Genomic DNA, 15,627 nt, shown 5'->3' on the forward strand with positions numbered 1-15,627 from the left:
GCTCGAACCCGCGACATCCCGGACCACAACCGGGTGCTCTACCAGCTGAGCTACGTCCACCATGAGTTGCTAAGTCTACCCGCTGTTACGCGGTGGTTGGCTCCTCATTTTGTGCTGAGATAAAGACTGCTTGGCGGTAATAAGCCAACTCTGCGATTGAATCTTGGATGTCACCTAGGGCGCGGTGGTTGCCGGTCTTTGCAGGGGCGGCAAAGTACGCCTTCGGAAACCATCTGCGCGTTAACTCTTTTATTGAAGACACATCAACGGTTCGATAGTGCAGGTAATCATTTAGCAACGGCATATCGCGTGCAATAAATGAGCGGTCAACACTGACCGAATTTCCTGCCAGTGGTGATTTTCCTGGTTGTGTGGATGCACTTTCTAAATATGCAATGACCTTGGCTTCTGCTTCTTGTACTGAAATGCCGTGTGGAATTTCTGTAATCAGGCCAGAAGTGGTGTGCATTTGTGTGACAAATTCATTCATGCCAGCAAGCTGTTCTGGTGTGGCTTTGATGACAACATCGACGCCTTCGCCGATGACATTTAAATCTGAGTCAGTCACAAGGACGGCGATCTCGACCAGGACATCTTTTTCAAGGGAAAGCCCGGTCATTTCGCAGTCGATCCAGATCAGGTTGGCTTGCTCATTGGGCATAGGGGCAACCATAAGGGGAAAGGGGTGATTTCACCTTTTGTTAACCTTCTAGACACCTTCGGTCTATGTAAAAAAACCCAAGTATGTACAAGATTCGGGTCATGACATTGATGGAAAATCGGTCGGCTGCCATCCCCGAGCCACGCGAGGTTACGACTAAGCCTCGACGCTCAGATCAAGTCTTTCGGGCAGTAGTAACAGTCGGTGGAATGTCTTCTCTGGTCATTCTGGGTTTGATCGCACTTTTCTTATCAATCAAAGGTTTCAACGTTCTAAAGGTTGAGCAGCTTTCCTTCATTACCGAATCAAAGTGGGAAGTATTGCAAGATGCTGAAGGCAAAATCGCAGAGAGCACCTTTGGCTTAGCTGCAATGCTCGTTGGAACTTTCCTTTCCGCCTTAATCGCGGTAATCATCGGGGTTCCAATCGCTGTATTAAGCGCTTTGTATTTAACTTTTTATGCTCGTGGTTCGGTAAAGAAATTTCTTGTATCTCTGATCGATCTTATGGCGGCATTTCCTTCGCTGCTGTTTGGTTTCTGGGGCTTCATAGTGTTAATGGGCAGTGCGGAATATTGGGCAAAACTTCTAAACAAGTATCTAGGTTTCATTCCTTTACTCGATGTACCTGCGCCTATCTTTGCGCGTTCGCCATTTATTGCCGGCGTTGTTCTTGCAATCATGATTATTCCAATCGTTACCGCAATTTCGCGCGAAATTTTTGATCAAACTCCATTAGATCGAATTCAAGCGGCTTATGCATTAGGTGCATCAAAATTAGCAATGATTCGCGCAGTGGTCATTCCTTATGGCCGTGGCGGTGTTGTTGGTGGTGCCATGTTGGGACTTGGTCGCGCCATGGGTGAAACCGTTGCTGTGTATACCGTTCTTAATGTTGTGTATCAGATTAACTGGCAAATTTTGTTTGGTGCAGGTGGAAACGTTGCTTCACTGATTTTGTTGAAGTTCGGCGAAGCTGGCCCAGAAGAGGTTGATGCGCTGATGGCTGCAGGTCTAGTCCTGTTCTTGTTAACGCTTGTGGTCAATGCAATCTCCGATATCTTGATCAATACATTTGGGAAAAAAGGACGATGACACAGACAACTATTCCCACCCCTCAAACTCCTTGGGCGACCACAATCCAACAACGGTTAAACACAGCTGGATTGATTTTGTTAGGTGTTGTATTTGCGGGAGTCGCTGTAAAGACCACCGGGCTCAGCGGAAAACTAGGGTTTGCTATTTCATTTTTTGTCATCGCTTCCACGCTCATTTTCCTTCAGCAGCTACGTTTGCGAGATTTAGCAGCAGCTAAGGATTCATTGCTCAGCAGCTTTGCTTCATTAGCAATTGTGCTTACGCTGATCCCAATTGTCAGTATTGTCTCGACAGTTGTTGTACGGGGCTACAAAGGCATCCACTTCGGAATGTTTACTGAGGACATGACAATGGCATCTGTAAATGACCCGGTTACAGCGGGCGGCTTGCTGCATGCCTTGGTCGGCACGATCATTATGGTTGGTGTTGCGCTGTTGATTAGTTTTCCAATCGGTTTGTTAACCGCACTTTATTTAACAGAAATCCGCGGCAAGTTGGCCCGCCCAATCAAGTTCCTTGTTCAAGCAATGAGCGGTGTGCCCTCAATCGTTGCAGGCCTTTTTATTCTCTCAATTCTGGTTATCCCAGTGACACAAGAATTAACCGGCCTCATGGGTTCAATGGCCTTAAGTATTTTGATGATTCCAACAATTGCGCGCACAGCTGAAGAAATGCTTTTGCTAATTCCAAATGAACTTCGCGAAGCTGGTGTTGCACTTGGTGCAACTCAGTGGCGCACAGTCTCTGGCGTAGTTGTTCCTGCAGCCCGTAGCGGATTGGTAACAGCAGTAATTTTGGGTGTAGCCCGAATCATTGGTGAAACCGCTCCAATCTTGCTTGTTTCAGGTGGTGCTGATGCCTTGAACTTCAATCCTGCATCAGGTCCAATGGGCTCCTTACCTTTCTATATCTGGAAGGCGTTTTTAACCGGCGGCACTGAAGAGGCCTATGCAAGAGCATGGGGCGGAATGTTGATCTTGCTAATTTTGATTGTTCTCTTATTTAGCCTTGCACGTTACTTTAGCGGAAGAAAGGTTGGCTGAAATGTCATCTACCGAGAATTCAAATAACGACAACAACATGGAGAAAAAAATGCAAGCAACAACGCCATCATCACTAGCGTCTGTCGCAGGTAACCGCGAACAGCGTGTACCAGGGACTAACTTGCTAGGGACTGGATTAGAGACACGTGGCGTCCATGCGTGGTTCGGCAAGAAGCATGTTCTCTCTGATGTGTCACTTGATTTTGCTGCCGGAACTGTAACTGCGCTGATTGGACCTTCTGGTTGCGGAAAATCAACCTTTATTCGCACTCTAAATCGCATGCATGAATTCATTCCAACCGCAGCTTTAGCAGGCGAAGTTCTCTTGGATGGCCAGGACATTTATGCCCCTGGAACAGATGTTACAAAGATTCGTTTGCGTGTTGGAATGGTGTTTCAGAAGCCAAACCCATTTCCATCTATGACTATTGGTGAGAATGTTTTGTCAGGACTAAAGCTTGCTCAGTTAAAGAGAAGCAATACTGATGATTTGTTGGAATCTTGCCTTGTTCGCGCAGGATTATGGAGTGAAGTTAAAGATCGCTTAGGCGAGCACGGTGGAGCTCTCTCAGGTGGACAGCAGCAACGTTTATGTATTGCTCGTTCATTGGCGGTTGAGCCTCAGGTACTTCTGATGGATGAACCTTGCTCGGCACTAGATCCTGGTTCTACCTTCCGAATCGAAGAAACTATTTCTGAATTAGCAAAAACCATGACCATCGTCATCGTTACCCACAATATGCAGCAGGCCGCACGTGTATCGGACTACACCGCCTTCTTCTTATCTGATGGTGGACCTGGCGTAATGGTTGAAGCTGCGCCAACAAGCAAAATCTTCTCTTCTCCTCAGGATAAGCGCACAGAAGATTACGTAACAGGACGTTTCGGCTAACACCTATTGTTCACATAAGGTAAGGGATTTGTTAACTTGTTCCTTGCTTTCGCTTAACTCTTTCTGACTACTTTCGTAGATGTAAAGGTTTTACCCTCCTACGAAAGGTTGTTCATGAAGTTTTCTAACAAGGTTAAGGCGATTGTCCTTGCCGCAGTAGTTGCAGTTTCTGGCGCAACGCCAGCTCACGCCGTTGATCTTGCGGGATCAGGCGCATCATTTGTTGTTCCTCTAGTCGAAGCTTGCAAGGCAGGCTTTGCTAAGAAGACTGGACATTCATTTGTTTACACATCAACTGGTTCCGGTACAGGTAAGAACAACTCTGACAACGAAATCGGCGATTTCTGGTTTTCAGATTCAGCACACACAGGTGCTAAGAAGCGTTCAACAATTTTCCATGCACCAATCGTTGCTGCTCCAATCGCAGTACTTGTAAACCTTCCAGCAAAGAAAGACATCTATCTTTCTGCTGACACAGTTGCAAAGATCTTCGCTGGTCAAATCACTCAGTGGAATGACCCACAGATTGTTGCGGACAATAACCGCACAGTGAAGTCAGTTATTTACCGCAAGGATGCAAACGGAAATGCTCGTAAGGATTCAAAGGGCAATCCAATCGTCCTTCGCAATGCAACAAAGTCAATCATTTACACACTTCCAAATAAGCCAATCAAGGTTGTGTTCCGTTCAGATACATCAGGAACAACTAACAACTTCACTCGCTGGATGAGCGGCAATGCTGCAACAGTTTGGAACAAGCCAGCTAACGATGCATTTACAACAGCTTTCCCTGGCAACATCAACGACACAAAGAACATCGGTCGCATCGTTGGTGCAAATGGTTCACAAGGTGTAGCAACTCTTGCTTCAAAGACTCCTTACTCAATCACATACGCAGAGAAGCAATGGGGAACTTCATTTGGTCTCCGTGCTGCACACATTGGTAACGCATCAGGAAGTTTCACACTTCCAGATTCAGCTGCTGTATCAGCGTTCTTGGGTGAGGCTAAGCAAGCTGCTGACGGAATCGTTACCTACGACTACGGCACAAAGGTTCCAGGAGCGTACACTCTTGGAATTATTAGTTACATGTTGCTAGAGACCTCATACAAGAACAAGGAAAAGGGCAAGGCTGTAGTTGAGCTTGCTGAGTACTTGCTCTCACCAGAGTGTTCACTAGGTGCAGCCTCAACTGGCTTTGTCGTGGTTGAAGGAACATTCCTAGAAAAAGCGAAGCAATTAATCGCTCGCGCAAACAAGTAATCTAAAACTCAATAAATAAATAAAAGAACCCAGGGCCACGAGGGTAGCCCTGGGTTCTTTTATGCTTCAAAGTTAACAATCACGAACAGAGTGTGCGCGCCTGGCAGGAATCGAACCTGCGACAACCCGCTTAGAAGGCGGGTGCTCTATCCGACTGAGCTACAGGCGCTTGTAGGAGGGTCGTAATGCATAGTCTACCCGCCACTACCACTAAGGTTTCATTCCATGGCTGAGTTCATTTACACGATGAAGAAGGCGCGTAAAGCGCACGGTGACAAGGTCATCCTTGATGACGTCACGATCATGTTTTATCCCGGCGCCAAGATCGGCGTTGTTGGACCCAACGGTGCGGGTAAATCCACCGTCTTACAAATCATGGCCGGATTACAGCAACCATCAAATGGTGAGGCATATCTGACTCCTGGCTACACAGTTGGAATTTTGTTGCAAGAGCCAGTTCTTGATGAGACAAAAAATGTAATTGATAACGTTAAAGAGGGTGTGGCTGAAACTGTTGCGATGCTTGCGCGCTTTGATGAAATCAGCGCCGAGATGGCAAACCCTGATGCAGATTACGACAAGTTGTTGGCTGAAATGGGAGAGTTGCAAGAGCAGCTTGATCACCGCAATGCGTGGGAATTGGATTCTCAGTTAGAGCAAGCAATGGATGCACTTCGTTGCCCACCGGCAGATGCAGATGTTTCTGTTTTATCTGGTGGAGAAAAGCGTCGCGTTGCTTTATGTAAATTGTTGTTGCAAGCGCCAGATTTATTGCTTCTTGATGAGCCTACAAACCACTTGGATGCAGAATCTGTTTTGTGGCTTGAACAGCATCTCAATAAGTACGTCGGCGCAGTTGTAGCGATTACGCACGATAGATATTTCTTGGACAATGTTGCGCAGTGGATTCTTGAACTAGACCGTGGGCGTGCTTATCCGTATGAAGGAAATTATTCGACTTACCTTGAAACTAAAGCAGCACGCCTAAAGGTTGAAGGTCAAAAAGATGCAAAGCGTGCAAAGCGTTTGGCTGAAGAATTGGACTGGGTTCGCCAAAATGCAAAGGGTCGCCAAGCTAAGTCAAAGGCGCGTCTTGCACGGTATGAAGAGATGGCGGCCGAAGCAGACAAGATGCGCAAGTTGGACTTTGAAGAAATTCAAATTCCACCTGGCCCACGTCTTGGAAATGTTGTTATTGAAGTTAACAACTTAACTAAGGGCTTTGGAGATCGCGTTCTTATTGAAGATCTCTCATTTACTTTGCCACGTAACGGAATCGTCGGAATCATCGGTCCAAACGGTGCAGGTAAAACAACACTATTTAAGACTTTGATGGGTATGGAACAGCCAGATTCTGGCGCAGTGAAAATTGGTGAAACGGTAAAGATTTCATATGTTGATCAGAGCCGTGGTGGTATCGATCCTAAGAAATCTTTGTGGGAAGTTGTTTCAGATGGCAATGACTTTATTAAGGTCGGCCAAGTTGAAATGCCTTCACGCGCCTATGTTTCTTGCTTTGGTTTCAAGGGTCCAGATCAGCAGAAAGCTGCCGGAATCCTTTCAGGCGGAGAACGAAACCGTTTGAACTTGGCGTTAACTTTGAAACAGGGTGGAAATCTTTTACTACTGGATGAGCCAACGAATGACCTTGATGTTGAAACCTTGGGATCACTTGAAAATGCGCTGCTGGAATTTCCAGGGTGCGCAGTTGTGATTTCCCACGATCGTTGGTTCCTGGACCGTGTAGCAACCCACATTTTGGCCTACGAAGGTGATGCGAAGTGGTTCTGGTTTGAAGGAAACTTTGAAAGTTATGAAGCAAATAAAACTGAGCGCTTGGGCTCTGAAGCATCACGCCCTCATCGCATGACATATCGAAAGCTGACTCGTTAATGAAATCGCAGAACAAACAGTATGTTCGTTGGGGCGATCTTGATGCATTTGGTCATGTAAACAATGCAACATATTTGGTCTATGCCCAAGAAGCTCGCTTCGCATGGTCGAAAATGCTCGAGATGGTTGTTGCTAGAGCTGAAGTAGATTTTATTGCACCGATTTATACAGGCGATATTTATCTCGACATCGAAATCTGGGTACATTCCATTGGAAACTCATCTTTTGGTCTTACTTACGAAATGAAGAATGGTGATGAATTAGTCGCTCGAATTAAAACAGTTCAAGTAACAGTCTCTATGGATACAAAGAAATCTCGGCCCATCAATGATGCTGAGCGAGAGTTCCTAACTAAATATCTCGAAACGGAGTAATGATGAGCACGTTGGCTTCACGCGAAGAGCGCCCTTGGTGGAGAGATGCTGTTACCTACCAAATTTATCCACGCTCATTTGCTGATTCAAATGGTGATGGCATCGGCGATGTCGAAGGTATTCGTTCACGTCTTCCTTACTTACATTCATTAGGTATTGATGCAATTTGGATTTCTCCTTGGTATCCATCACCACAACATGACCATGGGTATGACGTTTCTGATTACATGGATATCGAGCCAGCGTATGGAACTTTGGCTCAGGCAGAACAGTTGATCAAAGAAGCACATGATTTTGGAATTAAATTAATCGTTGACATCGTTCCCAATCACACATCAAGTGATCACAAATGGTTCCAGGAAGCATTAGCTGCAAAGCCGGGATCAAAAGAACGTGATCGCTATATGTTCCGTGATGGAAAAGGTGAAAATGGAGATTTGCCTCCCAACAACTGGGAAGCAGTTTTCGGCGGACCTGCATGGCATCGCATCACTGAAGCTGATGGCACACCAGGTCAGTGGTACTTACACCTGTTTGCAGTCGAACAACCAGATTTGAATTGGGAAAACCAAGAAGTAAAAGATCACTTAGAAGATGTTTTGAAGTTTTGGTTGGATCGCGGCGTTGATGGTTTCCGTATCGATGTCGCACACGGCATGGTGAAGGAAGCTGGCCTGCCAGATATTCGCATTGATCCAACCGCAACGATGCTTGGTACAGAGCACAAACCATTCTGGGATCAAGAAGGCGTTCACGATATCTACCGTTCATGGCGCAAGATTTTTGATTCATACCCAGGAGATCGCATGGCAGTTGCTGAAGCATGGGTAAGTCCAGCTTCACGCATCGCTCGATATGTTCGATCTGATGAGCTTCAGAACTCGTTTAACTTCGAGATGTTGACAACATTGTGGGATGCAGCAGAGATTAAGAAGAAGATTAATAACTCAATTGAAGCGTTAGCCGAAGTTGGAGCTCCTACATCATGGGTGTTTAACAATCACGATGTTGTTCGCTCTATTGATCGCTTGGATCTAGGGCTAACCAATCATGGTGATACAACTCTGTCTCGCCAAGGCGATGCATCAAAGTTGAACATTGCTCGCGGAACGCTTCGTGCACGCAGTGCAACGTTGATGACACTGGCACTTCCGGGTGGTACTTATCTGTACCAAGGTGAAGAAATTGGTTTACCCGAAGTTCGTGATTTACCTGAAGATCGTTTAACTGATCCTCGTTGGAAGATGAGTGGTTTCCAAGATCGTGGTCGCGATGGTTGTCGCGTTCCATTGCCATGGTCTGCTGATCCAAAGGGTGGATTTGGTTTTTCAACTAATGATGCTTTGAAACTGAATGAAACCTGGTTGCCGCAATCACCATGGATGGGCAAGTACGCAGTGGATACACAAGATGGTGTTGAAGGTTCAACGCTAACTATGTATCGCCAAGCACTTGCGATTCGCAAGACCGAAGCAGGTCTTGGTGATGGCCCAATGGAATGGATTGAAGCAGGCAAAGATGTAGTCGCATTCGAGCGTCCAGGAGATTTTGCCTGCTACATCAACTTTGGTGCACCAATTCAATTGCCAAGCAATAGCCAGATTCTTGTTGCAAGTGGGCCCGTAACAGGACACACATTGCCAACTGATACCGCTGTTTGGGTGCGCTTAATTCCATAATGCCAAATTCTGCGCTGCAACACAGAACCGTAAGGGTTCTTGCCAGCGCGCAAGTTTTGAGCGGTGTTGGAGTTGCCGGAACGGTTGCAGCTGGATCACTTCTTGTTTCATCGATCACTGATTCAGAAACTCTTGCTGGTCTTGCACAAACAAGCGCCGTTCTGGGAGCAGCAGCTTTAGCGTTGCCACTTGCGCGTTTAACCGCGCGCGGCGGACGCCGATTGGCTTTATCAGTTGGCTACATCGCAGGTGCAATCGGTTCGGTGTTTGCAATTCTTGGTGGCGCACAACGCAACATCTTTTTGATGTTACTCGGAACCTTCATGGTTGGAGCAGCATCTGCAGCTGGTTACCAAGCTCGATTTGCGGCAATCGATCTATCAACTGACCAAACCCGCGCGAAACAACTGTCCTTTGTTGTATGGGGTTCAACAATTGGAGCAGTAACGGGTCCTAACCTGATGCAGCCTGCAGGAAACTTGGCTGAGAACTTTGGTCTACCGCGTTTGGTTGGGCCGTATTTAATCTCTGCTGCGACTTTGGGATTGGCAACAATTGTTATTGCAATGTTTCTTCGACCAGATCCTTACTTAGTTGCCAATAAAGAATCGGTAAAGAAGCTAGAAAAGGGTGACACCAAGAAAGCGTTGACACACATTCGCAATAACCCCACAGCACTTTTTGCCATTCTTTCAATTGCTATCGGTCACGTTGCCATGGTGTCAGTGATGGTGATGACACCTGTTCATATGGCACATGTTGATGTGACGCTAACTGTTATTGGTTTGGTAATCAGTATCCACGTTTTAGGTATGTACGCGTTTTCTCCACTTGTTGGAGCACTCAGTGATCGACTTGGACGCGTGCGGGTTATTCAAATTGGAATCCTGACCTTGCTTCTTTCAACTGTTATTTCGGGCTTTGCCCGTGCAGATGATGCGTACACACTTGGTGTCGGGTTATTTCTTCTTGGACTGGGGTGGTCATGCACACTGATTGCTGGATCTGCGCTTTTATCTGAAAGCGTTGAAACAGAATTTAGAGCCTCATCACAAGGTGCAAGTGATTTAGTAATGAACCTGTCAGGTGCAGCAGGGGGCGCCGTAGCAGGATTAATCATTGGAACACTCAGTTATGGATGGCTTTGTTTCTTTGCTGCTGTTCCAGTGCTGGCTCTTGGCCTACGCTCACTTAAACTCCGCTAGCCTTATTCCATGAGCACTTTTTACGAACAAGTTGGCGGAGAAAAGTTCTTTGCCGATCTTGTTTCTCAGTTCTATGCAGTAGTTGCAACGGATCCCATTTTGCGTCCGATGTACCCCGAAACAGATATGAAGGGTGCTGCTCAACGTTTGCAGTGGTTTCTAGAACAGTATTGGGGCGGACCAAGTACATATCAAGAAAATCGCGGGCACCCACGTTTGCGAATGCGTCATGCACAATTTCAGATCACCGAAGAAGCTCGTGATGCGTGGTTGAATGCAATGCACCAAGCAGTAAATGGAATCGCAATTGACGCGGCATTAAAGGCAGAGCTTTGGATCTATCTAGAAATGGCAGCTAACTCTTTAGTTAATCAGCCTGATTGAGATTGATTTCCAACTTTTAGAATTTCACCGTTGCGTAAGTACCACAAAGTTCCTTGACCATCGCGAACAGTTGTAACGCGCAAACCAACCTTTTCAACAACGCCTTCAACTTCCAAGACAGAAATGGTGTCGCCTACTCCGTATTGATCTTCAATCAACATAAAGATTCCAGACAAAATATCGCGAACCAAAGTTTGCGCACCTAGACCAAGTGCAACACCAACAACACCGGCGGATGCGATCAAAGGCCCTAAATCAAAACCAAATTCTCCCAGTGCCATTGCAATCGCGATGATCCATGTTGCTGACTTTAGGGTTGCAGTGAGCACTCCACCCAAAGTGGTCGCACGTTCTCTTTGACGAGCAACAATGTTGCGCGGTCCTGGAACTAAATCAGCTGCCGCCAATTTGGCCATAGCGCGTGCAATTGCCCGTGAACCAAAGGACTGAATCAGGGTAGCTGCCACAAGGATGGTTAGAACTCGAAGGGGAGTACCCGCCATCCAGTCCAGAAATTCACGCACGTTGTCACTCATAATGATGAGACTGTATCCAAATATTTACCTAAAAGCCCTCATCAAATACCCACGCGGTCGGGTGTTTTGGTGCAAGATAACCCAATCGGCACGAGCCACGCGCCAGATCGGGAGCGATTGATGTCGCGCACACTAGTTCTTAACGCCACCTATGAACCACTGGGTGTCATCACAGATCGTCGCGCGCTCATTTTGGTTCTCAATCACAGAGCAACAATGGTTGAAGATTCCGGCGAAGTTTTACGTTTTGCTGGCGGGCAAATTTCATTGCCATCAGTAGTCCGACTTAATAAATTTGTTCGAATTCCATATCGTCATGCAGTACCACTTTCACGTCGTGCAATATTTGCGCGAGATGGTGGCCGATGCGTTTATTGCAGCGCACCTGCTACATCGATTGACCATGTGATTCCGCGTAGTCGTGGCGGTGGGCACAATTGGGAGAATGTCGTTTCAGCATGCCACAAGTGCAATCACTTAAAGGCTGATAAACACTTGAAGGAATTAGGTTGGCGTTTAAGGACTCTTCCACGCGAGCCAGTTGGAGCGGCATGGCGAATCCTTGGAACTGGTCGCACAGATCACAGATGGTTGCAGTATCTAGAACCATTTGGTGTGGCAGCGGCAACGGCATAGATAAATTACACTTTCGCCATGAACAACAACGAAGGTCCAATTGTCGAGTACCCAGGAATGTCAGTTCTGGAAACTGTTGTAACTTTTTTCGTGGTTCCAACAATCATGTTTGTTGTGATCTCAGTTCTTGCTTACGCGATGTCAAAGCCTAGAAAGGCCAAGACATCTTCGATCACAACGATCGAGTAGTTCTTTCTCTAGGCTTACTTATCTAGAGCTTGAACCTTAAGTGCACGGATTACGCCGTCTTGTGACTCTTTAACCAATTTACGAAGCACAGCTGGCGAATCTTTTCCAGCACCTGCTAACCAAGCATTGGTTGCATCAACGGTTGATTGCTTCACAATCCAGTTTGGATAGAAACCAGTTACATACTTGGCTGCGCCTTCATATGATTTTGATTCCCAAGCCTTGATCAAGTTTTCAAAGTACAAAGCTACAAAGGGTTCTAGAAGATTACGCTGGATTGGTCGCTGGAAACCAACAGTCAATGCGGTGCGAACCGAAGTAACAATGTCTTCGTTTAGCACCTTATTAAAGGCGTATGCCTTGGCTTCGCTATTTGGCATTGCTGCTAAGCAAGTTTCATAGGCAAGGTTTCCAGTAGTTGTGTTGTCCTTTGCAAGTTCTGCCTCTAGTTCAGCCTTTGTTGTTGCACCACGCTCTGTTAGCGCAATCAAGAAGTACCAACGAAGATCTGCATCAACCTTTAGCCCTGGCGCACTTCCATTAAGAAGTTCACGGACCTTTGCAGTTTGTTCTGATGTTTGAGCGTTGACTGCAAATGCACGCGAAATAAGAAGCTGAAGATCACTTCCCGGGGCAGAATTTTGAGTTAGTGACCACAGACCATTTGCTAGCTTTTCACGGTATGCATCCCGATTTGAATCCTTTGCATATGCTTCAACTGAAGTACCCAACTGAGTCAAAACAATGTTTACGATCGCATCATCGGTTTCACCTGCAAGACCGTTAAGTGCGATTTCAAGGAAGTCTGCAGCAGAGATTTCTGCATCACGATGCATGTCCCAAATAGATGCCCAGCACAAAGCGCGAGCTAGAGCATCATCAAACTTGCCCAGATGAGTCTTTAGCGTTGCAATTGAACGAACATCAAAACGCAATTTTGCATATGAAAGGTCGCGGTCATTGATGAGCAATAGATCTGCAACCTTTTCTCCTGCTAGCTCGGCAACAACAGTGGATGTACCAGCAATATCTAGTTCGACAGATTTACGAAGCTTTAATGAGTCGCCGCTGATGTCATACAGACCAACTGCTAAACGATGAGGTCGAAGCTCTTTTGAATCTGCTGGAACTAACGGAGTCTCTTGCAAAATTGTGACGCTCTTGTATGCATCGCCTTCAATCTCTAAAGCCGGACGTAATGTATTTACACCAGCGGTTTGTAGCCAGGTGTTTACCCAGCTATCAAGCTTGCGACCACTTGATGCTTCTAGTTCAACGAGCAGATCTTCAAGGGTTGTATTTCCCCATGCATGCTTAGCAAAGTACTTCTGAAGTCCAGCAATAAATTGTGGGCGGCCAACGTGTGCAACTAGTTGGTGCAAAACCGAAGCACCCTTTGCATATGTGATTCCATCAAAGTTTGCGTTAACCGCTTCCATATCAACCATGTCGGCGATGATTGGGTGGGTAGATGACAATTGATCTTGACGGTATGCCCAGTTTTTGCGAGCAGAGTTAAATTCAGACCAGGCACCCTTAAAGCGAGTTGATTCAGAAAGTGCTAAATATGAAGACCATTCAGCAAATGATTCGTTAAGCCATAGATCATCCCACCATGACATTGTGACCATGTCACCAAACCACATGTGAGCCATCTCGTGCAGAATTGTGTTTGCGCGGGACAGGTATGCCTTATCTGGCATGTGGCTGCGGAACACCAATACATCTTCGCGGAAAGTAACTGCTCCTGCGTTTTCCATTGCACCAAAGTTGAAGTCAACAACTGCAATCTGGTCATACTTTTCAAATGGATACGCCAAACCAAAAGTCTTTTCGAAGTATTCAAAACCTTGCTTAGTAATCAGAAAAATATCTTCTGGATCTAGATACTGCATCATTGACTTGCGGCAATAAATTCCCATTGGGATCTCTTTTTGACCCTTGTAAACATCATGGACAGATGAGTAAGGGCCAGCGATCAAAGCGTCCAAGTATGTTGAGATGCGGGGCGTGGTTGAGAACTTCCATTCAACCATGTCGCCCTTTGCAACCTTTGATTCAACTGGGTTATTTGAAACCGCTTCCCAGTGACCCGGAGTTGTAACGGTTAATGTAAATGTTGCTTTTAGTGCAGGTTGATCAAAGCAAGGGAACATGTTTCGAATATGTGCGGTTTCGCCTTGCGAATACAAGTAAACCTCACCGTCGGAGGGATCAACAGACCGCTGTAAACCTTCACCAGATTTTGAATACTCAGCCTCAATTTCAATTACCAAAAGATTGTCAGCAGCCAGGTTTGTTAAGAAAATGCTTTCGCCATCAAAGTTGCTTGTATCAACTGCAACACCATTAAGGGTTGCGCTGATTACTGAGCGACCAACGGCATCAATGAAGGTTGCATATCCAGGCTTGTTACATGTGAATGAAACCTCAGACTTTGAGTAAAAAGTTTCCTCGCCCTTTGTGACATCAAGGGTTACGACATAACTATTTACATAAAGATGGTCCGCACGCTCTTTAGCTTCGGCACGGCTCAAATTCAGACCTGGCACTGGTATCTCCCTTTGGTATTTTGTAGGTTCTTATCCAACCATGACACAGTTGCCCCATGGAACGCCCTTCGGTTCGTAGCTACAGCATCCGAGGCTCCCGAATTACTGAAGCCCAGCGAGCAGCCAAAGATGCTTTGCAGCAGGTTCACGGAATTGAGTTCAAGCAAGAGCAGATAAATATTCCAGCGATTTTTCCATCCAGCGACAAAGTAATCATGGAGATCGGCTTTGGAATGGGTGAGGCCACCGCAATCATTGCAAAGAATCACCCCAACAATGGCTACATCGCAGTTGATGTTCACCCACCCGGAATCGGCAAGCTGCTAGTTCGCATAATTGAGAACGATTTAACAAACCTGAAAGTCATCGAAGAAGATGTTCACGTTGTTCTGCAACACATGATCGCAGATGAATCTCTTGATGGCATTCACCTTTTCTTTCCAGATCCATGGCCAAAGAAAAAGCACAATAAGCGTCGAATAGTTAATGCAGAATTTTTAGCGCTTATCCACCCAAAGATTAAAAAGGGTGGATTTATTCACATCGCTACAGATTGGGTTCCATACGCAGTAAGCATTCAAGAAGTTTTTGCAGGTTCAACTTTGTTTACTGGGGGAGTCATCGATAAGCCCGATTGGCGACCAGTTACGCGGTTTGAAGGACAAGGAATTGATAAAGATCATGCCGTCAACGACATGCTGTATGTAAAGGCTTAAAGCGAACCTTCGTTTTCATACTTAGCAATCTTATTAATTCTGCGAACATGGCGCTCATCATTTGAAAAAGGCGTTTCAATGAAGGCATCGATAATCGCTTTGCAATCTTCGATTGAATGCATACGTCCACCGATTCCAACAACATTTGCATTGTTGTGATCGCGGCCAAGCTTTGCCGTTTCAACGCTCCACGCAAGCACTGCGCGCACACCCTTAACCTTGTTTGCCGCAATCTGCTCTCCGTTTCCAGAACCACCTAGAACGATTCCTAGAGATGCTGGATCAGCCACAGTTGCAATCGCTGCCGGAATACAAAAATCTGGGTAATCATCTACGGCGTCATATTCATGGGGCCCGTGATCTTTAACTTCATGACCGTTGCTTTGCAAGTACTCAACGAGCGCTGCTTTTAATTCCAAACCAGCGTGATCGCTACCAATATGAATGCGCATGTGCGCATCTTGCCACGACAAGAGAAAAACCCGCCAAGTGATTACTCACGTGGCG

16 protein-coding genes and 1 tRNA gene are annotated in these 15,627 nt (G+C 46.2%); 12 read left to right on the forward strand and 5 right to left on the reverse strand.

The genetic code is table 11. The annotated features are described in order from the left end of the window. Positions 1-85 precede the first annotated feature (85 nt). Entirely contained in the window at positions 86-661 is a 576-nt protein-coding gene (gene orn / locus AC9UC2_RS03980) for an oligoribonuclease (RefSeq protein ID WP_509525472.1), read from the reverse strand. 101 nt (positions 662-762) lie between these two features. Between orn and pstC the strand changes: the two genes are divergently transcribed. The 4 genes from pstC to AC9UC2_RS04000 all read left to right on the forward strand — a co-directional run bounded on the left by pstC (position 763) and on the right by AC9UC2_RS04000 (position 4,956). Beyond that, on the forward strand, positions 763-1,755 hold the full coding sequence (gene pstC, locus AC9UC2_RS03985; RefSeq protein WP_509525475.1) for a phosphate ABC transporter permease subunit PstC: 993 nt from the start codon (positions 763-765) through the stop codon (positions 1,753-1,755). Next, a complete protein-coding gene (gene pstA / locus AC9UC2_RS03990) occupies positions 1,752-2,801 on the forward strand; it encodes a phosphate ABC transporter permease PstA (RefSeq protein ID WP_509525478.1) in 1,050 nt (349 codons plus the stop codon). Before pstC ends, pstA begins: the two co-directional genes overlap by 4 nt. A 1-nt stretch (position 2,802) precedes the next feature. Beyond that, positions 2,803-3,693, forward strand: coding sequence for a phosphate ABC transporter ATP-binding protein (locus AC9UC2_RS03995; protein ID WP_509525481.1), 891 nt, complete (start codon positions 2,803-2,805; stop codon positions 3,691-3,693). 114 nt (positions 3,694-3,807) lie between these two features. Continuing rightward, the gene (locus tag AC9UC2_RS04000; protein ID WP_509525483.1) at positions 3,808-4,956 is read left to right on the forward strand and encodes a substrate-binding domain-containing protein; all 1,149 of its coding nucleotides are present in this window, start codon (positions 3,808-3,810) and stop codon (positions 4,954-4,956) included. 95 nt (positions 4,957-5,051) lie between these two features. Here AC9UC2_RS04000 and AC9UC2_RS04005 read toward each other — a convergent pair. Beyond that, positions 5,052-5,125: transfer RNA gene (locus tag AC9UC2_RS04005), tRNA-Arg, on the reverse strand. Positions 5,126-5,181: 56 nt separating this feature from the next. Between AC9UC2_RS04005 and ettA the strand changes: the two genes are divergently transcribed. Genes ettA through AC9UC2_RS04030 form a run of 5 tightly spaced genes read left to right on the forward strand, consistent with a single transcriptional unit; the run spans position 5,182 to position 10,491 of the window. Beyond that, positions 5,182-6,849: an energy-dependent translational throttle protein EttA gene (gene ettA / locus AC9UC2_RS04010; RefSeq protein WP_509525485.1), complete on the forward strand. Its 1,668-nt coding sequence runs from the start codon at positions 5,182-5,184 to the stop codon at positions 6,847-6,849. Then, entirely contained in the window at positions 6,849-7,223 is a 375-nt protein-coding gene (locus AC9UC2_RS04015; protein ID WP_509525487.1) for an acyl-CoA thioesterase, read from the forward strand. Before ettA ends, AC9UC2_RS04015 begins: the two co-directional genes overlap by 1 nt. Positions 7,224-7,225: 2 nt before the next feature. Beyond that, on the forward strand, positions 7,226-8,902 hold the full coding sequence (locus AC9UC2_RS04020; RefSeq protein ID WP_509526153.1) for a glycoside hydrolase family 13 protein: 1,677 nt from the start codon (positions 7,226-7,228) through the stop codon (positions 8,900-8,902). Then, a complete protein-coding gene (locus AC9UC2_RS04025; protein WP_509525489.1) occupies positions 8,902-10,107 on the forward strand; it encodes an MFS transporter in 1,206 nt (401 codons plus the stop codon). Before AC9UC2_RS04020 ends, AC9UC2_RS04025 begins: the two co-directional genes overlap by 1 nt. A gap of 9 nt (positions 10,108-10,116) precedes the next feature. Continuing rightward, complete coding sequence (locus AC9UC2_RS04030; protein WP_509525491.1) at positions 10,117-10,491, forward strand: globin; 375 nt, start codon at positions 10,117-10,119, stop codon at positions 10,489-10,491. Here the strand turns inward: AC9UC2_RS04030 and AC9UC2_RS04035 are convergent. Then, the gene (locus tag AC9UC2_RS04035) at positions 10,479-11,027 is read right to left on the reverse strand and encodes a mechanosensitive ion channel family protein (protein ID WP_509525494.1); all 549 of its coding nucleotides are present in this window, start codon (positions 11,025-11,027) and stop codon (positions 10,479-10,481) included. The genes AC9UC2_RS04030 and AC9UC2_RS04035 overlap by 13 nt on opposite strands. A 120-nt stretch (positions 11,028-11,147) precedes the next feature. On the opposite strand from AC9UC2_RS04035, the gene AC9UC2_RS04040 reads away from it, so the two are divergent. Further along, positions 11,148-11,663: an HNH endonuclease gene (locus tag AC9UC2_RS04040; RefSeq protein ID WP_509525496.1), complete on the forward strand. Its 516-nt coding sequence runs from the start codon at positions 11,148-11,150 to the stop codon at positions 11,661-11,663. 18 nt (positions 11,664-11,681) lie between these two features. Next, on the forward strand, positions 11,682-11,852 hold the full coding sequence (locus AC9UC2_RS04045; RefSeq protein ID WP_509525498.1) for a hypothetical protein: 171 nt from the start codon (positions 11,682-11,684) through the stop codon (positions 11,850-11,852). 14 nt (positions 11,853-11,866) lie between these two features. On the opposite strand, the gene pepN is transcribed toward AC9UC2_RS04045, so the two are convergent. Next, the gene (gene pepN, locus AC9UC2_RS04050) at positions 11,867-14,404 is read right to left on the reverse strand and encodes an aminopeptidase N (RefSeq protein ID WP_509525501.1); all 2,538 of its coding nucleotides are present in this window, start codon (positions 14,402-14,404) and stop codon (positions 11,867-11,869) included. A 56-nt stretch (positions 14,405-14,460) separates the two neighbouring features. On the opposite strand from pepN, the gene trmB reads away from it, so the two are divergent. After that, on the forward strand, positions 14,461-15,120 hold the full coding sequence (trmB, locus tag AC9UC2_RS04055) for a tRNA (guanosine(46)-N7)-methyltransferase TrmB (RefSeq protein WP_509525503.1): 660 nt from the start codon (positions 14,461-14,463) through the stop codon (positions 15,118-15,120). On the opposite strand, the gene AC9UC2_RS04060 is transcribed toward trmB, so the two are convergent. Further along, the gene (locus tag AC9UC2_RS04060; RefSeq protein ID WP_509525506.1) at positions 15,117-15,572 is read right to left on the reverse strand and encodes a ribose-5-phosphate isomerase; all 456 of its coding nucleotides are present in this window, start codon (positions 15,570-15,572) and stop codon (positions 15,117-15,119) included. The two genes, trmB and AC9UC2_RS04060, sit on opposite strands and share 4 nt — an antisense overlap. Positions 15,573-15,627 lie beyond the last annotated feature (55 nt).

Origin of the sequence: Candidatus Planktophila sp., assembly GCF_036734405.1 — a bacterium.
Lineage (GTDB): Bacteria > Actinomycetota > Actinomycetes > Nanopelagicales > Nanopelagicaceae > Planktophila.